21 protein-coding genes are annotated in these 19,836 nt (G+C 55.1%); 5 read left to right on the top strand and 16 right to left on the bottom strand.

Translation table 11 applies throughout. The annotated features are described in order from the left end of the window. Window positions 1-12: 12 nt before the first annotated feature. The 4 genes from QRN85_RS15015 to QRN85_RS15000 form a co-directional block, all read right to left on the bottom strand. On the bottom strand, window positions 13-1,392 hold the full coding sequence (locus tag QRN85_RS15015; RefSeq protein WP_062585182.1) for an ATP-binding protein: 1,380 nt from the start codon (window positions 1,390-1,392) through the stop codon (window positions 13-15). A 39-nt stretch (window positions 1,393-1,431) separates the two neighbouring features. After that, window positions 1,432-2,145: a response regulator gene (locus QRN85_RS15010; RefSeq protein ID WP_062585184.1), complete on the bottom strand. Its 714-nt coding sequence runs from the start codon at window positions 2,143-2,145 to the stop codon at window positions 1,432-1,434. A gap of 2 nt (window positions 2,146-2,147) precedes the next feature. Further along, window positions 2,148-2,672 (bottom strand): MarR family winged helix-turn-helix transcriptional regulator, encoded by a 525-nt coding sequence (locus QRN85_RS15005; protein WP_112962694.1) that lies wholly within the window; start codon window positions 2,670-2,672, stop codon window positions 2,148-2,150. Window positions 2,673-2,934: 262 nt separating this feature from the next. Then, window positions 2,935-3,534 (bottom strand): DUF1236 domain-containing protein, encoded by a 600-nt coding sequence (locus QRN85_RS15000; RefSeq protein WP_062585188.1) that lies wholly within the window; start codon window positions 3,532-3,534, stop codon window positions 2,935-2,937. Window positions 3,535-3,743: 209 nt separating this feature from the next. Between QRN85_RS15000 and QRN85_RS14995 the strand changes: the two genes are divergently transcribed. Next, on the top strand, window positions 3,744-4,388 hold the full coding sequence (locus QRN85_RS14995; protein ID WP_112962693.1) for an MBL fold metallo-hydrolase: 645 nt from the start codon (window positions 3,744-3,746) through the stop codon (window positions 4,386-4,388). 131 nt (window positions 4,389-4,519) lie between these two features. On the opposite strand, the gene QRN85_RS14990 is transcribed toward QRN85_RS14995, so the two are convergent. The 4 genes from QRN85_RS14990 to QRN85_RS14975 all read right to left on the bottom strand — a co-directional run bounded on the left by QRN85_RS14990 (window position 4,520) and on the right by QRN85_RS14975 (window position 7,650). Beyond that, entirely contained in the window at window positions 4,520-4,735 is a 216-nt protein-coding gene (locus tag QRN85_RS14990) for a cold-shock protein (protein ID WP_042617292.1), read from the bottom strand. A gap of 441 nt (window positions 4,736-5,176) precedes the next feature. Next, complete coding sequence (locus QRN85_RS14985; protein ID WP_112962692.1) at window positions 5,177-6,079, bottom strand: DMT family transporter; 903 nt, start codon at window positions 6,077-6,079, stop codon at window positions 5,177-5,179. A 124-nt stretch (window positions 6,080-6,203) separates the two neighbouring features. Beyond that, window positions 6,204-6,494 (bottom strand): hypothetical protein, encoded by a 291-nt coding sequence (locus QRN85_RS14980; protein ID WP_284759114.1) that lies wholly within the window; start codon window positions 6,492-6,494, stop codon window positions 6,204-6,206. 238 nt (window positions 6,495-6,732) lie between these two features. Continuing rightward, window positions 6,733-7,650, bottom strand: coding sequence for an EAL domain-containing protein (locus QRN85_RS14975; protein ID WP_284759112.1), 918 nt, complete (start codon window positions 7,648-7,650; stop codon window positions 6,733-6,735). 206 nt (window positions 7,651-7,856) lie between these two features. On the opposite strand from QRN85_RS14975, the gene QRN85_RS14970 reads away from it, so the two are divergent. Beyond that, window positions 7,857-9,059 carry a pyridoxal phosphate-dependent aminotransferase gene (locus QRN85_RS14970; RefSeq protein WP_062585197.1) on the top strand — a complete coding sequence of 401 codons (1,203 nt, stop codon included), beginning with the start codon at window positions 7,857-7,859 and terminating at the stop codon, window positions 9,057-9,059. 102 nt (window positions 9,060-9,161) lie between these two features. Here QRN85_RS14970 and QRN85_RS14965 read toward each other — a convergent pair whose 3' ends face one another. Further along, a complete protein-coding gene (locus QRN85_RS14965) occupies window positions 9,162-10,277 on the bottom strand; it encodes a calcium:cation antiporter (protein ID WP_284759109.1) in 1,116 nt (371 codons plus the stop codon). Between the two features lie 187 nt (window positions 10,278-10,464). Between QRN85_RS14965 and QRN85_RS14960 the strand changes: the two genes are divergently transcribed. Next, a complete protein-coding gene (locus QRN85_RS14960) occupies window positions 10,465-10,725 on the top strand; it encodes a DUF2188 domain-containing protein (RefSeq protein WP_112962689.1) in 261 nt (86 codons plus the stop codon). Window positions 10,726-10,736: 11 nt separating this feature from the next. Here QRN85_RS14960 and QRN85_RS14955 read toward each other — a convergent pair whose 3' ends face one another. Then, window positions 10,737-11,681, bottom strand: a complete 945-nt coding sequence (locus QRN85_RS14955) for a LysR family transcriptional regulator (RefSeq protein ID WP_284759107.1) — start codon at window positions 11,679-11,681, stop codon at window positions 10,737-10,739. Between the two features lie 93 nt (window positions 11,682-11,774). Between QRN85_RS14955 and QRN85_RS14950 the strand changes: the two genes are divergently transcribed. Beyond that, window positions 11,775-12,737 carry an NAD-dependent epimerase/dehydratase family protein gene (locus QRN85_RS14950; RefSeq protein ID WP_284759104.1) on the top strand — a complete coding sequence of 321 codons (963 nt, stop codon included), beginning with the start codon at window positions 11,775-11,777 and terminating at the stop codon, window positions 12,735-12,737. A gap of 59 nt (window positions 12,738-12,796) precedes the next feature. Here the strand turns inward: QRN85_RS14950 and QRN85_RS14945 are convergent, their stop codons facing one another. From QRN85_RS14945 to trxB, 4 genes are all read right to left on the bottom strand, one after another. Further along, a complete protein-coding gene (locus tag QRN85_RS14945) occupies window positions 12,797-13,909 on the bottom strand; it encodes an alkene reductase (RefSeq protein WP_062585204.1) in 1,113 nt (370 codons plus the stop codon). A 47-nt stretch (window positions 13,910-13,956) separates the two neighbouring features. Beyond that, window positions 13,957-14,247, bottom strand: coding sequence for an ArsR/SmtB family transcription factor (locus QRN85_RS14940; RefSeq protein WP_112962685.1), 291 nt, complete (start codon window positions 14,245-14,247; stop codon window positions 13,957-13,959). 580 nt (window positions 14,248-14,827) lie between these two features. Further along, a complete protein-coding gene (locus QRN85_RS14935; protein ID WP_062585207.1) occupies window positions 14,828-15,724 on the bottom strand; it encodes a LysR family transcriptional regulator VtlR in 897 nt (298 codons plus the stop codon). 23 nt (window positions 15,725-15,747) lie between these two features. Continuing rightward, a complete protein-coding gene (trxB, locus tag QRN85_RS14930) occupies window positions 15,748-16,722 on the bottom strand; it encodes a thioredoxin-disulfide reductase (RefSeq protein ID WP_062585208.1) in 975 nt (324 codons plus the stop codon). A 244-nt stretch (window positions 16,723-16,966) separates the two neighbouring features. Here trxB and QRN85_RS14925 point away from each other — a divergent pair, with 244 nt between their 5' ends. Further along, window positions 16,967-17,434, top strand: a complete 468-nt coding sequence (locus tag QRN85_RS14925) for an Lrp/AsnC family transcriptional regulator (protein ID WP_112962784.1) — start codon at window positions 16,967-16,969, stop codon at window positions 17,432-17,434. A gap of 45 nt (window positions 17,435-17,479) precedes the next feature. Here the strand turns inward: QRN85_RS14925 and QRN85_RS14920 are convergent, their stop codons facing one another. Together QRN85_RS14920 and QRN85_RS14915 are read right to left on the bottom strand one after the other, a co-directional pair. Continuing rightward, window positions 17,480-18,268 (bottom strand): FkbM family methyltransferase, encoded by a 789-nt coding sequence (locus QRN85_RS14920; protein ID WP_284759102.1) that lies wholly within the window; start codon window positions 18,266-18,268, stop codon window positions 17,480-17,482. 26 nt (window positions 18,269-18,294) lie between these two features. Then, complete coding sequence (locus QRN85_RS14915; protein ID WP_284759101.1) at window positions 18,295-19,254, bottom strand: O-fucosyltransferase family protein; 960 nt, start codon at window positions 19,252-19,254, stop codon at window positions 18,295-18,297. Window positions 19,255-19,836: the final 582 nt, after the last annotated feature.

Genomic DNA, 19,836 nt, shown 5'->3' with positions numbered 1-19,836 from the left:
GACGGAAAGGCTTTAGGCCGGTATTTTCACGATAACGCGAAGCCCGCCCAGAGCGCTGTCTCCCAGCGTTACATCACCGCCGTGGCTTCGGGCTATGTCCCTGACGATGGAAAGCCCGAGGCCGGTGCCCGATGCGTTAAGATTGCGCGCTTCATCCAGCCGATAAAACGGCTTGAACACGTCCTCGCGGGACTCCTCGGGTATTCCCGGGCCATCGTCATCGAAGGTCAACGTGATCGATCTTGGCGCACGGTGTGCCTGGATGTTCAGCGTTGTGGCATAGCGATGGGCATTGGCCACCAGATTGCCGATCAATCGGGAAAAGGCGTTGGGGCGAACGGGTAGGCCCTCTATTCCGTTCAGCTCGTAGCTGAAGGTCTTGCCACACATCTGGAAATCGCTGGCAAAGCGGTCAAACAGGGGTGCCAGTTCCAGCGTACCAATGCTCTCTTCGGCATCGTCGCGGGCAAATGCAAGATATGCCTCCAGCATGGACTGCATGTCGTCCACATCCTTGTCCAGACCTTCAAGATCCGGATTGTCCCCGGCAAGCGCAAGCTGCAGCTTGAACCGGGTGAGAATGGTGCGAAGATCGTGGCTCACGCCGTTCAGCATGGCTGTGCGCTGTTCCATCTGCCTCTCGATGCGCTCTCGCATAAGAATGAAGGCAAGCCCCGCGCGACGAACCTCGTCCGCCCCACGCGGCGAATAGGCGGTGATTTTCTGGCCGCGTCCAAAGCTCTCGGCGGCTTTCGCGAGCGCCAGAATTGGCCTGATCTGACCACGAAGAAACAGAATGGATATTCCAAGAAGCACCAGAGAGGCGCCGCCCATCCAGACCAGAAAGATATGCGTGTTGGAGGCATAGGCCTGGCTGCGACGGGTAAAGACACGCAATGTCTTGTCGGCAAGCTGAATGCGGATCTCGACCAGCGAGCCATTGCCAAATGTATCGATCCAGAAGGGCCTGCCGATCTGTTGCTGTATCTGATCGGCGAGAATCGTATCGAGGATCGAGAAGAACGGCTGGGCGCGAGGCTCGGGAAGAGGTGTCTTCGGCTCGATATAGACACTGAGATCCAGCCTGTCGCGCGCGATGCGGATAACACGCTGGTAGTCGTCTTCCTCCGGATCGCTCTCCAGAAGTTCGATGATGGCGGCGATATCGCGGGTGACGGCGGCCGACAGCCGCTCCGTTACCATTTGCCAGTGGCGCTCCATGAAAACGGCGGCAACCACCACCTGCAGCAAAACCATGGGCAGGATGATAATCAACAGCGACCGGGTATACAGCCCGGTTGGCAGCCAGTGGCGAAGCCAGCGAACGAAGAACCGCCAGGCGCGGGCGATCCCGCTGTTTCTCGCGGCACTGATGAAATCGAGGCTGGCCATTGTCGTCTCTTCCAGTTGGCGTAAGGGACGCAGACAGCGTCAGTCCACGCTCAGACGGTACCCGATGCCGCGCACGGTCTGCAAGTAGACCGGATTTGCCGGGTCGTCTTCGATCTTGCGCCGCAGCCGGTTGATCTGGACGTCAATCGTGCGTTCGCCGACATCAGCGTCGGCATCGACCAGTTCATGGCGAGGGATCGTGTCGCCTGCGCGAAGCGCGAAGAGAAGCATGATCTCCTGTTCGCGGTCTGTCAGCCGGATGACTTCCGCGCCGCGCCGCAATTCCTTGCGCGGTACGGAGAAATTATACGGCCCGAAAATGATCTGCTCTATCTTGGGCGTATCCGGCGATGCGTTGCGTCTCAGGATGTTGTTGATCCGCAGCACAAGCTCGCGCGGGTCGAAAGGCTTTGGAAGATAATCATCGGCACCGGCTTCCAACCCGGCGATGCGTGCATCCGCTTCCGAACGCGCCGTCAGAAGAATAACGGGTACGGTCTTGTTTTCATTGAGCGACCGGGTCAGCGACAGACCGTTTTCCCCGGGCATCATCACGTCGAGAATGAGAAGATCGAAGCGAATGCCCTGCATCTTGCGGCGGGCTTCCGCGGCATCCGCCGCAGCGGTAATCCGGTAGCCCTTGTCGCCAAGAAAGCGTTGAAGCAGCGCCCGGATGCGCGCATCGTCATCGACGATCAGCAGGTGAGGGGCATCATCATCTGCAAGTGGCTGTTTCGGTGTACCGCTCGGCATGTCTACTCCTTGTCCTCCGTAGAGGCTGTTTCCATGGTCGGGCGGTCCGTTTCCGGGTCACGCATTCGCGCAAGAAACTCTCGAACGCAGGCACGTGCATCCGGTGGCATCCCCTCCAAGGCACGGTCGATTCTTCGCGATTGTGGATCGCTGAGCGCTAGCGCCAGTTCACGGCCCGTCAAGGTGGGGTAAAGCCTGCGCTGTCGCCTGTCCTCAGGGCCCGCCATCTGTCTTATGTAGCCGTCATCGATGAGCTGCTTGAGCACCCGCGCAAGACTTTGCTTGGTAATCTGCAGGGTATCCAGCAGGTCGGCAACCGTCATGCCCGGTTGACGGCAGACGAAATAGACGACGCGGTGGTGCGCTCTGCCATAGTCCAGCTTCGAAAGGATTACGTCGGGGTCCGAAACAAAGTCGCGATAGGCAAAGAAGAACGCCTCAATCGTATCGAAGTCGATCTTTCCATCATCGACATGGGGAAGAGGTGGGGCGCGTCTGACGGCTTTCTTCATCGACTGGGCAGGCACCTTGGTTCCTTCTCGCTCTTACCACCTGCATCGCACGACCACGCCGACTTCTCGGCTGCTCTGCAGTCCCGGCGATGCGGCTGCAGACTATCTGAAAATACGCGACAACAGGAGGTCGATTGCAATCATTTTCTGTTGCGTTCGATAATATGACGAGGGAGGAACATCAACGACATTATGCGGACGGGGCCGGGATACGCAAAAAAAAGAGCGCAGGAAAACCGCGCTCTTTTTACAGTAAACTCAAGCTTGTTCGTCAAGCTTACTCGTAGACGTAAACGACCCGGCGAGTGGTTGGCTCCACGAGAACTCGGCGATCGTTGACCATGACGTAGCTATATTCATAGTCTGGGATCTGAACGAGTTCTGCCGTTGCTGGCAACGTGCTGCCGATGGCGACATCACCGTCGATGCGCACAACCTGACCCGGATGACGCTCGATATAGGTCATGACATTTTCTGGCGGATCGACTTCACCAACGCGACCGAGGTTCGGGTCGCCCGGATTTGGTTCCGACTGGACGTTGGAAGTCTTTTCGTATGTCACGACGGGAACGTTGATCTCAGAACGACGCTCACGCAGAACAACGGGCGCGCCTTCGTACATGACGTTGAGATAATCGGCATTTGCCCAGCCGCGCACACCGTTTACTTCGATACGGCACCATGCGCTGCCGTCCAGGCAACCGTCCAGTACGGCGTCGCTGCCACGGGTGGCGAGACCGACCTCAGGATAATCTTCGCCTGGGCCCGAACGTACAGAAATGTCGGAAGCCGTGGTGGCAACCATCGCCGCGTTGGCGTATCCAGCGAGCAGCGTCAGCGCGCCGCCGGCGATCATAAGTTTCAGCTTCTTGTTCATCTGCCTCACTCCTTTGAAGACTGGGGCAAGAACGCGCGAGTTAACGGTCTGTTCCAGTTTGCGCGATTGCTAAAATACAGGTGTCTGTTTCATCGAAGGGAATTTTGGCGCAACGGTATAGTCTTTGTCGGCGCAATAATCCCTGCGGTTTTGTTGTCTGGCGAAAAATGGCGGTCTATAGAGGACGCTGTTTTTAAAAGGGAGATACAATGGGAAAGTTACAGGCAGGCATTATCCCAGTGACGCCTTTTCAGCAGAACTGCACCATTCTCTTCGATCAGGACACCAAGGAAGGTGTCATTGTCGATCCGGGTGGAGATGTGGATGTCATCATCCAGACCATCCAGGAAAACGGTGTTACCTTAAAAGAGATATGGCTGACCCACGGGCATCTGGACCATGCCGGTGGTGCCAAGGAGCTGAAAGAGAAGCTATCTCTTCCCATTATCGGGCCGCATGAGGATGACAGGCCGCTTCTGGAGCGTATTGAAGTTCAGGCGCAAACCTACGGCATACCCGGCCTTCAGAATGTATTGCCAGACCGCTGGCTGAAGGATGGCGATACGCTGTCCTTCGGGGATCATCGTTTCGAAGTTCTTCACTGCCCGGGCCACGCGCCGGGCCATGTGATCTATTATAACAGAGAGCAGGCCTTTGCGCATGTGGGCGATGTCCTGTTCAGCGGCTCTATTGGACGCACCGATCTTCCCGGCGGCAACCACGAGCAATTGCTCGCATCCATCAGGGACAAGGTACTGCCTCTTGGCGATGATGTCGGCTTCATCTGCGGCCATGGTCCCGGTGGACGCATAGGCGAGGAACGCCGCACCAACCCCTACCTCCAGGGTCTCTAGTCATTCTTCTGGCCGCGGCAGGTGGCCACACGATGCGAGAACTGGCGAGACGCGAATGCAAGCCTTGCCTGGAGCACAAAAAAACCCGGCATTCCTGCCGGGCTTCAACCAGAAGAGAAAGTCGTGAGGGTTCAGCCATCAATCTGCAGATTGACTGCCTTCGGCCCCTTGCCGCGACGATCCGGTTCAGTGTCGAAGCTTACTTTCTGATTTTCTGAGAGTGCGGACAGGCCGGAAGCCTGTACAGCGGAGATGTGGACAAAAATATCGGCGCCACCATTGTCTGGCTTGATGAAGCCGAAGCCCTTGTCGGTATTGAAGAATTTAACAGTGCCAGTCTCGGCCATGCATCAGGTCCTTTTCGCTCTGCCCGTGTTCAGCTCCAGGCAGCATTACAGTTTTGCCGGTTAAGGCGTACGGCAGGCAGTTTTTGATAGTTGAGAATGTGGACCTTCGCGTGGAAAGCTTTTGACGTTCTGATCAACGTTATTTTGTCCCCGCCGCCCAGAGTTTTTTATCTCCGGAGCATTCATTTTTTAGGCCTTCCCATGCTCGCAACTTGCCCGAACCGCAGTAGATTGCTGTGTTTATTTAGAATTGGCAAGCGAAACTTTTTAGACAAATTGGATGCGCCCCTTACACCATATGGGCGACAGACCACTGCAATGGCAGAATTTTTCTCACGTTTTAGAAGTTCTGAAATGAAAACATCGCTGGCGATGGGATTCAGTGGTAAATTTCGCGTGAAAGGGGAAAATTTTATTGAGTGTGGAAAATTACGAGAGTGCTCAGGTTTTGGCACTTAATGCGTTATTTCGCTTTCTCGACAGTTCGGGAACCAGCTCTACCAGCAAAATCGCGGCAAAAATTATCGCGCAACCAATGTAGCCGGCAGTCTGGATGGTTTCCTGAAGAAAGATCGCAGCAAAGAAGGCTCCAAATAGCGCCTCCGACGATAGGAAGATGGCTGCCTGTGGTGCCGTCGTATATCGCTGCCCGATGACCTGCAGCACGAAGGCCAGGCCTGAGGAAACCAGACCCACATAGAGTATCTCACCTATGGAAGACGAGATTGCGGTGAAGCTCAGTGGTTCGACCATTGCGCCGAAGACCATGCTCAACGCGGCGCATATGGAAAACTGCGTGCAGGAAAGCGCAAGCGGCCTGTTGCTCTGCATGACGAAGCGACCGGCAAGAGTGATCTGGAGAGCCCAGAAGACGGCGCAGGTGATGCTGAGCATGTCTCCCGTCGTCAGGCTGGCGATGGCGCCGCCTGAAAGCAGGAATATGCCAGTCAACATCATCAGTGCGCCGGGCCAAACCACCCAGTGCGGATTGCGGCGATATATGATGACGGCGATGACGGGGACGAAGATGACATAGAGCGCGGTGAGAAAGCTGGAGTTCGTGACAGATGTCGTCAGCAAGCCGATCTGTTGCGTTATCGCGCCCAGAAAGAGAGCCACGCCCACAAGGGCGAAAGCCTTGAATTCACCCCTCGATGGCGCCGAGCCCATTTTTCGGCTTTCCATGGCCGCAAAAGGCAGAACCGCGATGGCGGCGATGGCAAAACGCAGACCCACAAACCAGAATGGACCGATCGTATCCATGGCCGTGGACTGCGCGACGAAGCCGCCGCCCCAGATTGCGGCGGCGAGCAATAAAACGAGATTGGCCTGAATGCGCGTCATGTCTCACCGGATGCAAAGGCCATGACACGCTGGCACGTGATCCAGGCGTCGTTCTGGCAAATTTGACCCTTGCCAAATTTGACGCTGCTCTAACAGCAAAGAATGATTGCGGCAAGCTGACCGGTCAATCCCGACGGCTGCGCGTGGGCGAGGTTTCCCTGATGCCGTTGACGGTCAGCACGATGCCGCCAATAGCCATTGTGATGAAGCCAGTAACGACGAGTGCGGTTACCAGGATGCGGTCCGACGCCCTGGATATGGGAGCCGAGGCAATCGCCGATGTATGGATGTTGTCGACCATTTCATTTGCCTGGTCCGGCGATGCCTCGAGCGCGTGAGCCGAGGTGGCAAGCCCTGCGGCCATGGTGATGACGACCATCAACGCGGCCAGAGCCATCCAGAGCGAAAAAAGCATTCTTTGGGTTCTCAGCCGGTCTGCCGAATTCCGATCATTGAGAAACATTGTTCTGGTTCCTTGCCCACGTTCTGCGCCCGCTCCCGCCTAAATGCCGACAATGCGACGCACGGCACGGAAATTCGCGACATGGTTTAAAATTGGCTTTGAAGTGGACGGCTTGTGGACCGAATTCGGACAGTCCGGCGTATTTATTGTGGCGATAACAAGGCGGCGGTTAACAAGAGATAAACGCCTCTCAAATTCCTCGTTTGCCGAAGGTTTTTACCGGTTTGGGGCCGCGCGTCTCGTTCCCAGCAGGAAGCCTCGAAGAGGGCTTAAGGGACTGTTTAAACCCGGTCACGCGCGCTGCTCCGAGAAGCTCGGGAAACCTTTCATTGAAGGTGGTGGGAGCCAGTTCAGGCCTTGCCAGTGCATAGCCCTGCATCAGCGCCACACCCAGGTCTACGCACAGGTCTAGCTCGCGTTCCTCCTCGAGTGCTTCGAAGATCGGTTCGATACCTTCGGCGACAAATTGCCGGACGATGAGGCGCAGGAGGGCCGCACCAGCGGAATTGCGCATGAAGTTGCGGGCCCAGGCCGCTTCGAATTTGACGTAATCGGGCTTGATCAGCTTGACCCGTTCGATATCGGAATCTCCGGCACCGAAATCAGCAATTGCGACACGAAAACCCATGGCGCGCATATGGTCGGCGAAATCGGCCACCAGCCGCGTATCGGCACCCTTGTTTTCCGCAACTTCGCAGACAATCCGGTCAGGGGCCATTCCAGCCTCATGGGCCGAAAGCCGCATCCGCTCCACTTCCTGCTGCATCTTGGCGGGAGTTCGAAACAGGCCCGGATGGAAATTGACAAAAATGCGCGCCCGCGATCTCGCCAATGCGCCGGTATTGAGAATGTGGATCGTGCGCAGGATACTGTCGATCGCCTCGATGTCATCGGGATGGATCTGCGCGAACAGCTGGGCTGGCGGCACCAGTTGCGATGCCTGGTAGGGGCGCACCAGACCCTCGAAGGAATCTATATCGAACCGGCCATCGGACAGCCTGCGAAATATGGGCTGTAGCGCGGATCTGAGCGTAAAGGGGGCATAGGTCGTTGACCAGGAGCCATCGGCCTCGCGTGAGAGATTTGAAAAAATGCTTTTCGGTGCCACGGCGATCCACCGGGAAAATCATTTCAGCCGTCTTAGCCTAGCACAGCAAGCGTTACGGGCCGGTTAAGCGCCTCTTAAAATGCCGACAACGTAACGTTTTCATGGCATTTGGCCTTGAAACGCGCTTGTTCTTTCGACATACCACTTGCCGCAGAGGGCGGCTGTCGCAAACTCTGCCGATGTCAACTTCAATAGGACCGATAAAAATGGCCTTCCTTGCCGACATTCTCTCCCGCGTTAAGCCTTCCGCCACTATCGCCGTTTCCCAGAAAGCCCGTGAACTGCAGGCTCAGGGTCGCGATGTGATTGGCCTTGGTGCAGGTGAGCCGGATTTCGATACGCCCGACAATATCAAGGAAGCTGCCATTGCCGCGATCAACGCGGGTAAAACGAAATACACGCCGGTTTCGGGTATTCCTGAACTGCGCAAGGCAATTGCCGAAAAGTTCAAGCGGGAAAACGGTCTGGACTACAAGCCGGAGCAGACAATCGTCGGAACCGGTGGAAAGCAGATTCTTTTCAACGCCTTCATGGCGACGCTTAACCCCGGCGATGAAGTTGTTATTCCGGCACCTTACTGGGTCAGCTACCCGGAAATGGTTTCGATTTGCGGCGGTACCCCCGTTTTCGTAACCACATCGCTGGAAGATAACTTCAAGCTGAAGCCAGAAGCGCTGGAAAAGGCCATCACGCCTCGTACCAAGTGGTTCATCTTCAACTCGCCATCCAACCCGTCGGGTGCTGCATACAGCCACGACGAGCTGAAGGCGCTGACCGACGTTCTCGTCAAGCATCCGCATGTCTGGGTCTTGACCGACGACATGTATGAGCACCTGACCTATGGCGATTTCAAATTCGTCACGCCGGTTGAAGTCGAGCCATCGCTCTATGACCGCACGCTGACCATGAACGGCGTTTCCAAGGCTTATGCAATGACCGGCTGGCGTATCGGTTACGCTGCGGGCCCGCTGGAGCTCATCAAGGCCATGGACATGATCCAGGGTCAGCAGACCTCCGGTGCAACCTCAATTGCGCAGTGGGCCGCCGTCGAAGCATTGAACGGAACCCAGGACTTCATTCCGACCAACAAGAAGATCTTCGAAGGTCGTCGCGATCTCGTGGTTTCGATGCTCAACCAGGCAAAGGGTATCAATTGCCCGTCTCCTGAAGGTGCATTCTATGTCTACCCATCCTGCGCTGGCTTGATCGGCAAGACCGCACCATCCGGCAAGGTCATCGAAACGGACGTGGATTTCGTCACCGAGCTTCTGGAAACGGAAGGCGTCGCCGTCGTTCAGGGCTCTGCATTCGGCCTTGGCCCGAACTTCCGCATTTCCTACGCGACATCGGAAAAAAACCTGGAAGAAGCCTGCAAGCGCATCCAGCGTTTCTGCAACGCCTGCAAGTAATCGTCTTCATCCTGAACTCAATGAAAAGGCCCGGCAGCGATGCCGGGCCTTTTCGTTTCGCGCATAGATTCAATGCTATCTCTTAAGGTTCTGATTTTGCTCTTAAAGTCCCAGAAAAAGAAGCATGATGAATGTTGCAAAGAGGATAAAATGGGTCATCCCTTCAATGGCGTTTGTTTCCCCGTCATTGAGATTGATGGCGGCCGCAATGAGGGTGATGAAGACCATGACGGTTTGAACTGGCGTCATGGCCATGATGAAAGGCTGTCCGGTGTAAAGCGCGATGGCTTCCATGACCGGGACCGTCAGGATGACTGTCGATAGCGATGCGCCCATGGCGATGTTGACCACCGACTGCATCCGGTTGCGCAGGGCGGATCGCATCGCCGTCATGATTTCCGGTGCAGCTGAGATCGTCGCGACGACGACGGCCATGAGTGCAACCGGTGCGCCACTTCCCTCAAGGCCGTGGCCCAGAAAGGCCGACATGAATTCCGCGAGAACACCGATGATGACAACGCCGAGCAGAATGACTGTGATCGATTTGGTCGCAGGCCCATCCTCTTCATCCGGTTCTGCTGCCGGCGTCCCTGAAGTCGTGGCCTTCTTCCGCTCACTGCGGGGATAGCTGTAGCTGAAGAAATAGCTGTGTGGGCCGACCTGCATTTTCAGGAAAAGCGCGTAGAGGACGATCATGGCGCAGATTGTGAAGGCGGAATAGATATGCCAGCTTTCACCGGGAATGAATTCGGGCACGATCATGGATATGCCCATGGCGGTCAGGATCATCACGCCATAGGTCTTGCCGGAATCGTCATTATAGGGCTGCTCGCCATGCTTCAGGCCGCCCAGCAGCGCCGCAAGACCCAATATGCCGTTAATGTCGATCATGACTGCCGAATAGATCGTGTCACGCACGAGTGTGGGCGAGCTGGATTCCTGCATGATGATGGCAAGGATCAGCACTTCCACGGCCACCGCGGAAAGTGTCAGGATCATCGTTCCATAGGGATCGCCAACCTTGGCGGCCAGAATTTCGGCATGATGGGCCACGCGCATGGAAACGAGAATGATGACGCCGATCAAAGCCGCGGCAACGATGAAGGATACGGCCTTGCTCTGCTCCATGACGGCGTGTTCGGCAAAATAAGCAAGGGCGGCACAGGGGACTGCCGCCAGCAACATCCGTTCCTGTTTCAGGGTTGTCGCAATTGACATGGTCGGCCTTTCATAATGCTCAGCGCGGTGATCCACGAAGGCTGCGACATTGCGGAATTTGCACAATGCGCTTTTTGGTAGGATAGTAACGATCAAGGACATGGCAACAAAGCCGCGATCTGGTCCTTGAATGCGCTTTTGCGGCAAAGGTTGCCACGCTCCTTCAATCTATCAGGAGGAAGTGTGCATGACCAAAGTGGTTTATGAGATTGTCGAGCACGATGGCGGCTGGGCTTACCGTATGAACGGAGCCTATTCCGAAGCGTTTCCCACCCATTCCGACGCCGTGCAGGCAGCCCGCATTGCGGCAGCTGAGCAGCAGGTTGGAGGCGATGATGAGGAAATCTACTATCAGGATGAAGGCGGCCGTTGGCACATAGAACACAGCCAGGGCGGCGACAGGCCGGAGGCTGAAGTTGTGGACCATGCACAGTCCCTGAGGCCCTAGCGTGATTGCGTTCAGCGCTTGAGGGCGGGTGCCGCCGGGTCTGCCGCTTTCAGAAAGCCCTTCAATCCGTGCACCAAAGCATCGAATGTCGCCCGGCATCGCGGCGATGAACGCAGGTTTTCATGCATGGCCACCCATGTGTGGAGAGACATGTCCAGGTCGGGCAACACGCGTACGAGGTTGGAATCGTCTTTAGCAAGGCCGATCTGGCACATACCGACACCGCCCCCGGACCGTATCAGTGCAAGCTGCGCAAGATTGCTGTCCGTGCGCATGTTGAAAATGATCTGATCGAAGTCCGGCATGGAGGGCGTATCGCGCTTTACCCGCTCAAGTGCCGCGCGGACAAAGGGTGTCCGGGTGTCAAAGCCAATAAGGCGATGTTGCGCCAGATCCTCGTTGGTGGTGGGCGTGCCCGTTTTTTGAAGATAGGCAGGGTTGGCGTGAAAGCCGATCCGAAAATTGCCGACATAGCGCATGACCACCGCATTCTGGACCGGCTCCGTCATGCGGATTGCGATGTCGACATCCCGGCGCAGCAGGTCTTCCAGTGCGTTGCTAAGAGACAATTCGATCTCCAGTCGAGGGAAAGTCTCCTGAAGTCTGGCAATGATAGGAGGAAGAATTTCGACGCCCATCACATCCGATGCGCTGATGCGCACGGTGCCTTCGATCTTGCCGACCTCTCCAGAGGCAGCACGCAGCAGGGCGGAGGTGGTGGCTGCAAGGTTCTCGGCATAGGGTCTGAGTGCAATCGCGGCATCCGTTGGCAACAGACCCTGCGGTGACCGGATGAAAAGTTCAAAGCCAACGGCTTCTTCTAGAGCTGCGATATGCCGCCCAACCGTTGGCTGGGTCAGCGCAAGCTCTCGCGCTGCAGCCGATAGGGAGCCATCGCGCAGCACACTCAAGAAAGTGCGATAATAGTCCCAACTGATATTGCGATGTGGTGCCATATATTTTTGAATGGATGCTCAACGTTTTTCTCTAATTTTGTATAGCATGGGCGAGGTCCATAGTCCAACCACACCGGATTATGGAGTTTCACCGTGTTGAACGTTTCAGAAAAGACATCGCCTCTCGCCCTCGTTCTAGGCGCCAGAGGTGGGATAGGCAGCCATGTCGTAACCACAGTTTTGCAGCGAGGCTGGCGTGTTCGTGCGTTGGTTCGGGGCACCCCGCCTGTATCGACCCATCCATCAATAGAGTGGATCGAGGGCGATGCCTTGAATGAAGGCGATGTGATGAAAGCCGCTGAGGGCGCGGCGCTGATCGTCCATGCGGTCAATCCACCCGGTTACATAAACTGGGAAACGCTGGTGCTGCCCATGCTGGACAACACGATCCGCGCTGCGGAGGCGACAAGTGCACGTATTCTCTTGCCCGGCACTGTCTATAATTTCGGACCGGACAGCTTTCCCGATCTCACGGAGCAGAGCCCACAGCGGCCTGTAACCTCCAAGGGCGCCATCCGTGTCGAGATGGAGGCTCGTCTCCGCCGGGCGTCTGAGCGTGGCGTACCGGTGCTCATCGTCAGAGCGGGGGATTTTTTCGGTCCCGGCGCGCAAAACAACTGGTTCCACCAGTTGGTCAAGCCTGGCAGGGCGGTCACCAGCGTCTCCAATCCCGGTGTCGCGGGTGTTGGTCATCAGTGGACCTATCTGCCGGATATGGCGGAAACAATCGGACAATTGCTGGACCGGAAAGCAGAACTGGAGACATTTGCCGTCTATCACATGGACGGATTCTGGGACCGGGATGGGCAAGAGATGGCGCGGGCAATCCAGCGCGTCGCAGGGCGGGATATTCCTGTCAAACGCATGCCGTGGTGGCTTTTCAGGCTCGCTTCGCCGTTTGTGCAGTTGTTTCGGGAAGTGTTGGAGATGCGTTATCTCTGGACCACGCCGGTGAGGATGAGCAATGAGAAACTGGTCGCTTTTCTAGGGGCGGAGCCGCGCACACCTATTGATGATGCGGTGCGGTCAACACTTGTGGATATGAAGTGCCTCTAGAAAACCTGGTGCTCTGAAGAAAGCGCCGCGCACCCTTTCGAGTGCGCGGCGTGTCTATGTTAGGCAAGGGCAGGGTAGTCTGTGTAGCCTTCAGCGCCACCACCGTAGAAGGTAGCCTGGTTAGGCTCGTTCAGCGGCGCATTGTCCTTGAGGCGGCGTACCAGATCCGGGTTAGAAATGAAGGCCTTCCCGAAAGCGATGGCATCCGCCTTGCCGCTTTCTGTTGCTTCGATCGCTTTTTCGCGGTCGTAACCATTATTGGCAATCCACAGGCCTTTGCCACCGGCATTGGTATAGGCAGCCTTGAGTGCTGCGTAGTCGAATGGCTTGTCGCCCTGTTTGAAGTCACGGGGACCGCCCGTTGCACCTTCAATAACGTGAATGAAGGCCAGGCCGCGGGTGCCAAGTTCGCGAACGACATATTCGAACAATGGCTGTGGATCGCTCTCGAAAATATCGTTGGCTGGTGTGACCGGGGAAAGACGAATGCCAGTACGGCCAGCACCAATTTCCTTGGTGACCGTGTCGACAACGTCCAGCAGGAAGCGTGCCCGGTTCTCTATCGAGCCACCATACTCATCCGTGCGCTGGTTGGTGCCGGATTTGAGGAACTGGTCGATGAGGTAACCATTGGCGGCATGAATTTCCACACCATCGAAACCTGCATCGATAGCGGCGCGGGCGCCGGTGCGGTAGTCTTCGAGAACGACCGGGATTTCGCTCAACCCAAGTTCCCGGGGCTCGGATGTCTCGGCAAAGCCGCCCGTGCCGTCGTCGTTGATGATGTAGGTCTTGGAGTTCGCCTTGATAGGAGAGGGCGCAACCGGCTGGCCGCCGTGTGGCTGAAGTGATGTGTGGGAGATGCGGCCAACGTGCCAGATCTGGGCGACGATCTTGCCACCTGCCTTGTGCACGCCCTCAGTCACGGCCTTCCAGCCGTCGATTGCTTCCTGCTTGTAGAGGCCGGGTACGTCTGCGTAACCCTGACCCTGCTGGGAAACCGGTGTGCCTTCCGACACGATAAGCCCGGCGGTCGCACGCTGCTCGTAATAGGCTGCGTTCAGGTTGTTTGGAATAGCACCCGGTGACCGATTACGGGTGAGGGGGGCCATTACGACGCGGTTTGCCAGTGAAATGTCGCCCGCCTGTGCAGGCTCAAACAATTTTGTCATGGGATAGGCTTTCTCTTCCGGTTGTTAGAGAGCGCTGAAATGCGCGCTTAAAGCTTCTGGTTCAGATAGGTCAGAAATCTCGCGATATTTTCCTCGTCGCGCTCATAGAAGTTCCACTGCCCGACCTTTCGCGAACGAACCAGTCCCGCAGCCTGGAGGGCTGAGAGGTGGGATGAGACTGTCGATTGCGAAAGACCGCTTATCTCGAACTGATGGGCGCAGACCCCCATGGTAAAGGGGTGGGCCTGGTTGAAGTGCTGTTCTGGCTCCTTGAGCCATTCCAGAAACTTCAGCCGGACGGGATGTGCAATGGCCTTGAGTGCATCTTCGTGGTTCATATCGTTTCCGTATATCTGTCCATACCGATATTTATATCGGGAAAAACCGATATCAAGGGGCTGTGCAATATTTTGAGGTGGAAAAAAAAGGCCGCTGGATTTCTCCGCGGCCTGACAGTTTTGAAGGTAAAAACCTCCAGAGGGGAACAGCTGTCAGATGCAATCCGTGCACCAGCGACAACTGAACTGAATATGGAAATGGCCATGCAAAAGAACAAGGGCACGCAGTCAAATTAACCTGGGGTAGCGAGGAAAAATATTACGGGCAAAAAAAGAGGGCCACCGGATCGCTCCAGGGCCCTTATAAGTGTGAAGGTCAAATAACCTCCAGAGGGGAACAGCTGACGCGGCGGAACTGGGAGGAAAAGCCGCCGTGTGCATCAGCTGTGTGCGATATGGTGCTTATTTGGGCAGCGTTCAACTCTTTTTTGTGCAGGCCAGCCCTGCGCCTGACGCATCGCTGTTGTTTGGTGTCATATTTATTTCGCAAATCTACGATCGATCTCGTTAGAATCGCATCGCCGTGATGGCGTTAAGTTTTTGATTAATATCAATAAAAATACAGGAGCATGCGCGCCGGTCAGAAATTCCAGTTTCGCGCTTTCGCCACGATGAAGTCACGGAAGACCTTCAGCTTTGCCGCATTCTTCAGCTCATCCGGATAGCAGAAATAGGTATCGAATGAAGGGATATCCGCTGGCAGCGAAAGCTGGATGAGGCCGGGGTCTCGGCCAACGATGTAATCCGGCAGGCAGGCGATGCCGATGCCGAGCAGGCAGGCACGCTTGATGGAGGTCTGGCTGTTAATCTGCAGGTGGGCAAGGCGGGTATTGTCTGATGAGCGGCCGGCATTTTCGAGCCAGTTCACATCCAGAAGATAATTCGGTGCCGGTTCACCGAAGGAAATGATCTTGTGGGTATCTAGATCCTCGATCGACTGCGGCTCTCCATATCGGTTGATATAGGAAGGTGCGGCATAGACATGCATATGCACGGTGAAAAGCTTGCGCTGGATAAGGTCAGACTGCTGTGGCTGGCGCAGGCGAATGGCGCAATCGGCGTGGCGCATGTTCACATCCAGTTCCTCGTTGTCGAGGATCAGCTGGATCGACATTTCCGGATAGAGCTGGAGAAATTCCTGCACCTTGTCGGTCAGCCAACCCTGGCCAAGGCCAACCGTTGTCGTCACACGCAGCTTGCCGCTTGGCTTCTCCGTCGTTTCCGTCAGCTGCATCTTGACGGTTTCGAGCTTCAGCAGAACATCATGGGCTGTTCTGTACAGCAATTCGCCCTGTTCCGTCAGGATCAGGCCGCGCGCGTGGCGGTGGAAGAGCTTGACGCCCACATCCTGCTCCAGCGCGCTGACCTGACGGCTGATGGCCGACTGGGACAGATGCAGCTTGTCAGCTGCGTGGGTGAAAGATCCTGCTTCGGCGGCCGCATGAAAAATGCGCAGTTTGTCCCAGTCCAATGGCATAGGCATGCGGTGTTCAGCCTTTCTTATTCAGCAGCAACGGCAAGCGGCGCTTGCGCTGCGAGAAAACGTTCCGCCTCGAGCGCGGCCATGCAGCCCATGCCCGCAGCGGTAATAGCCTGGCGGTAGGTGTCGTCGGTCACGTCGCCCGCTGCAAAGATGCCGTCGACATCCGTGGCGGTGGAATCGGGTGCCGTCCACAGGTAGCCGTTCGGCTTGAGCTTCAGCTTATCCTTGAACAGCTCAACGGCCGGGGCATGACCGATGGCCACGAAGACGCCGTGGATCGGCATTTCAGTGATTTCGCCTGTCTTGGTGTTGCGGATTTTCGCGCCTGTGACGGACGGTGGCATGGGCGGCTTTGCGGGCGTGCCGGTAATTTCGGCAATTTCGCTGTTCCAGAGGATGTTGACATTCTCCTTGGCGAAAATGCGCTCCTGCAGGATCTTTTCCGAGCGGAAGCTTTCGCGGCGGTGCACCACCGTCACCGACTTGGCAATGTTGGAAAGATACAGCGCTTCCTCGACCGCAGAGTTGCCGCCGCCGACCACGATGACATCGCGGTTGCGGTAGAAGAAGCCGTCACAGGTTGCGCAGGCTGAAACGCCGAAGCCCTGGAAATGCTGTTCGCTTTCAATGCCGAGCCACTTGGCTTTGGCGCCGGTGGCAATGATCAGCGTATCCGCAGTCCAGACGGCTCCGGAATCGGTCTTGACGGTGAAGGGGCGGCGGGTGGTTTCGACCTCTGTAACAAGGTCGTTCACGAGTTCCGCGCCCACATGGACCGCCTGCTTCATCATCTGGTCCATCAGCCATGGACCCTGGATAGGGTCGGCATAGCCGGGATAGTTTTCCACGTCAGTCGTGATCATCAGCTGGCCACCCTGTTCCATGCCGGCGATGAGAACGGGTTCCAGCATGGCGCGTGCCGCGTAGATCGCAGCGGTATAGCCTGCAGGGCCGGAGCCGATGATGAGAACCTTGGAATGGCGGGCGGACATGGAGCGTTCCTTTCAAAACAAGGGTGTCTGGTGTTGCGGCCACCATATCGGCGCAATGGGAATACACCCCTTCGATAGTCGGTATTTAAGAGTGTCCAATGCCGATATTCAAGGGCAGCCTTGCGTTACCAACAGGGCAGAGGGGATGTACACGCAATTTTGTGTCGCGTCCGTGGACTATTATTGCGAATCCCGCGGTGTAGAGTAGAAGGAGGCATTCAAGCTTGAGCAAGGAATGCATATAGTGGCCAGCGTCGAACTCGATGCCATCGATCTCAAAATACTGCGCGAACTGCAGCGCGATGGCCGAATGACCAATGTCGATCTTGCCGATCGCGTCGGAATTTCCGCGCCTCCCTGCCTGCGCCGGGTGCGCAAGCTGGAAGACGCCGGGATCATCGAAGGCTATCACGCCATGCTCAATGCCCCGAAACTCGGCTTCGACCTCGTCGCCTTCTGCATGGTGGGCCTCAAACGTCAGTCCGAAACCAACCTAAAAGCCTTCGCCGCCGCCACCGACCGCTGGCCCCTCGTGCGCCAGGCCTGGATGGTCTCCGGTGACAGTGATTTCCTACTCCACTGCGTTGCCGAAAACCTCACCCAATTCCAGGATTTCGTCATCGAAGTGCTGACGGCGGACGAACACGTGGAAACGGTGCGCACCATGCTGACGATACGGCAGGTCAAGCGGGTGGGACTGGTGGGGGTTTAAGGCCCCCAGCCATGCCGTGCAGAACTACGCGCCACGCACCGTGGCCTAAACATTTTGAACGTTTTTGTACACCATGGTCATTCGCGGGAATTTTGCAATTTCGACCCTGAAACCTCTGTCGACCAAAAAGTTGTTGGTTTCTGTGAATGTGTGAGCGCTTTCTTTTCCACGCTCAAATCCGCAATCGATTGCTATGTAGGCGATTTTAGAAAGCATATTCTCCGATCCAGCTAGAACTTCCGGCTCAGCGCCCTCGGCCTCGATCTTTAATACGACCTTATTATTTGCTGGTAAGTCGGTTAAGATAGCATCGAGGCGTTTCGCCTGAACTTTGCGAACTGCATCGAAGTCGTTAATTTCTATTGCGGAACTATCCGCAGTACCGGGCTTGCTGAAGAAATCCAGGAGTGTGTCTTCCGACCAAAGTGCCAAACGATTGACACGGTTTTCACCGCCAAATGCATTCAGATTAACACAACGTGCCTCAAGCGGTTCAGGTTCGAAGGCGATATAGTGCAGATCGCGGTTTTTAGCCCAGACACCCAACTCCCCGATATTGGCTCCGCAATCAATGAACCAATCACCGGGCGATAACGGAATGTGCTCCAAACTATATTGTTTTGCTAGGGCTTCTACACCCGCAAGAACACCATTTTTTGACCGATTGTGTCTTTTTCGGCGACAAATAAAAAGCTCGTTTTGGCCATCTGTCACACGATAAATATTTTGTTCACCCGACGGGCTAATTCGATGTTTCTTTCCGCGAGCCCAATTTCTGGCGTTGATTAATGCGCAATAAATATTAGGCTGGAAAGTATCGGTAATGTCTCGCATGTGTCGCTCTCAAAAATGATATTCTGCTAGAGGAAAAATTTGTCAGCTGTTGCGCGCAGATATGCCCGGGCATGCAACCTGGCACGAGCAAACTCGGATTTTATTTTTATTTTTTCCTTAGCTATTTCTTTCAAGTCTAGCAAAGCTTTTGTGTCCCACACCATGTGGTCTCGTTCTTGCCAAAGGGTCTCTATATCGGCTTGAGTCGCATTCCATTTAAACGGCTCGAACTGGTAGAATTTATAGCGAGCGTCTTCAACCGGAAGAAGATCGATATCAGGTCTTTGAAGAGGATGTAAAAAGCCCGCCACAGGTAGATGTATAGTTTTTGCGTGCGATAACCAAGCCGCAGTCCAAGAGAATGAACTGATTGAAACAGCAATTTGATGGGAATGCCGCAAAGTTTCAAAATCTTCAACCGCTGTTTTAGGCGGAGAAAAAATGGCGTGGGGATAACGTTCTCGCAGCTTTTCTGAGTAGTAACTTTCTCCCATCTGTCCCAAAAACACAGGTGATGCGTCTGCTTTTTTCAATACTGCATCAATATAAGAGAATGGTATAGGATAGTAGTCTCTGTGTGCGGGCTGCAAGATATCGCCGCCACGAATGTGGAAGACGACATGTCCTTCACCGTATCCAGCAACCTCTCCGATGCTGCTTTTTATCATCGGTCGATAATACTCGGGCCGTGCATAATTGGATAAACGAAATGCTTGTCCTTTTAAGGCTATGTTTCTGCATAATTTGCTACTTATTATTTTTACTATATCGTCACAAAATAAGTAGTTTCCGCTGAGGACAAGCTCCCGCTTAGGTAAATAGTCCGTTTTTTTTGAAACGAGACCCCACTCGGGGACGTTACAGCCAGTGACTTCAAGATTTTCGCAAAGTCGCTGGATGTTGGCAGCAAAAAAGAACTGTAACAACTGATTTGCTGTTCCGCCGCGGGGCTCAATGCGCAAGCATGGGTGCATGTCTATATCCATATATTCATCTTATAAATTTTGACGATTCTGAGGCGCGAGCTAAATACTAGAAGTTTTATTCGTGTAATTACTTCTGATCTGACCTAATTTTGCGCATAGAGTAATCCAGACTCTTGGTCGAGTGGGAGGTGATAATTTCCTGTAGAAAATCCATTCGTGTCAATCATTCCAGCGTTAAGATGCTTCTGGCATTTGAGTAGTCAAACAGTTTCAAAGCTTTGTTTTTGGCAAACTTTCCGGCAACGATTGGACGGGTATCGACTTTGCATCGCTGAGTGCCAGCTACTACGCTGGAACGGGTTATCCCAGCGTCTGGCTCTAGGATAAGTCTAAACCCGAACTAGCTAATTTCATGAAACTCTTTTTGCGTTCGTAGAAATGAATATTTCGCATCAAATTTAGAAAACGTTCGGCGTTGCTTCGGCGTCCTTGTACAATTATCGGTGATTTTCAAAATTGAACTAATCGAGTGCGCCGCTAATCTGCAGCGAGCGAAGATTATACCCTGGTCAGACAAGGGGGGATGCTTCTGGAGATGGATCATTCCCTTTTTTGTAATCGATGCGATTCTTTTTAAGGAGG

The sequence above is a fragment of the Agrobacterium sp. fls2-241-TYG-188a genome (assembly GCF_030209845.1).
Note: the sequence above shows the minus strand (reverse complement) of the source record. Positions and strands in the feature narration are given on the sequence as shown.

What these genes read in the sequence shown, in the direction of transcription:
- QRN85_RS15015 (WP_062585182.1), bottom strand. Translation starts at nt 1,392, where the DNA reads ATGGCCAGCCTCGATTTCATCAGTGCCGCGAGAAACAGCGGGATCGCC.
- QRN85_RS15010 (WP_062585184.1), bottom strand. Translation starts at nt 2,145, where the DNA reads ATGCCGAGCGGTACACCGAAACAGCCACTTGCAGATGATGATGCCCCT.
- QRN85_RS15000 (WP_062585188.1), bottom strand. Translation starts at nt 3,534, where the DNA reads ATGAACAAGAAGCTGAAACTTATGATCGCCGGCGGCGCGCTGACGCTG.
- QRN85_RS14995 (WP_112962693.1), top strand. Translation starts at nt 3,744, where the DNA reads ATGGGAAAGTTACAGGCAGGCATTATCCCAGTGACGCCTTTTCAGCAG.
- QRN85_RS14990 (WP_042617292.1), bottom strand. Translation starts at nt 4,735, where the DNA reads ATGGCCGAGACTGGCACTGTTAAATTCTTCAATACCGACAAGGGCTTC.
- QRN85_RS14985 (WP_112962692.1), bottom strand. Translation starts at nt 6,079, where the DNA reads ATGACGCGCATTCAGGCCAATCTCGTTTTATTGCTCGCCGCCGCAATC.
- QRN85_RS14980 (WP_284759114.1), bottom strand. Translation starts at nt 6,494, where the DNA reads ATGCTTTTTTCGCTCTGGATGGCTCTGGCCGCGTTGATGGTCGTCATC.
- QRN85_RS14970 (WP_062585197.1), top strand. Translation starts at nt 7,857, where the DNA reads ATGGCCTTCCTTGCCGACATTCTCTCCCGCGTTAAGCCTTCCGCCACT.
- QRN85_RS14965 (WP_284759109.1), bottom strand. Translation starts at nt 10,277, where the DNA reads ATGTCAATTGCGACAACCCTGAAACAGGAACGGATGTTGCTGGCGGCA.
- QRN85_RS14960 (WP_112962689.1), top strand. Translation starts at nt 10,465, where the DNA reads ATGACCAAAGTGGTTTATGAGATTGTCGAGCACGATGGCGGCTGGGCT.
- QRN85_RS14955 (WP_284759107.1), bottom strand. Translation starts at nt 11,681, where the DNA reads ATGGCACCACATCGCAATATCAGTTGGGACTATTATCGCACTTTCTTG.
- QRN85_RS14945 (WP_062585204.1), bottom strand. Translation starts at nt 13,909, where the DNA reads ATGACAAAATTGTTTGAGCCTGCACAGGCGGGCGACATTTCACTGGCA.
- QRN85_RS14940 (WP_112962685.1), bottom strand. Translation starts at nt 14,247, where the DNA reads ATGAACCACGAAGATGCACTCAAGGCCATTGCACATCCCGTCCGGCTG.
- QRN85_RS14935 (WP_062585207.1), bottom strand. Translation starts at nt 15,724, where the DNA reads ATGCCATTGGACTGGGACAAACTGCGCATTTTTCATGCGGCCGCCGAA.
- trxB (WP_062585208.1), bottom strand. Translation starts at nt 16,722, where the DNA reads ATGTCCGCCCGCCATTCCAAGGTTCTCATCATCGGCTCCGGCCCTGCA.
- QRN85_RS14920 (WP_284759102.1), bottom strand. Translation starts at nt 18,268, where the DNA reads ATGCGAGACATTACCGATACTTTCCAGCCTAATATTTATTGCGCATTA.
- QRN85_RS14915 (WP_284759101.1), bottom strand. Translation starts at nt 19,254, where the DNA reads ATGGATATAGACATGCACCCATGCTTGCGCATTGAGCCCCGCGGCGGA.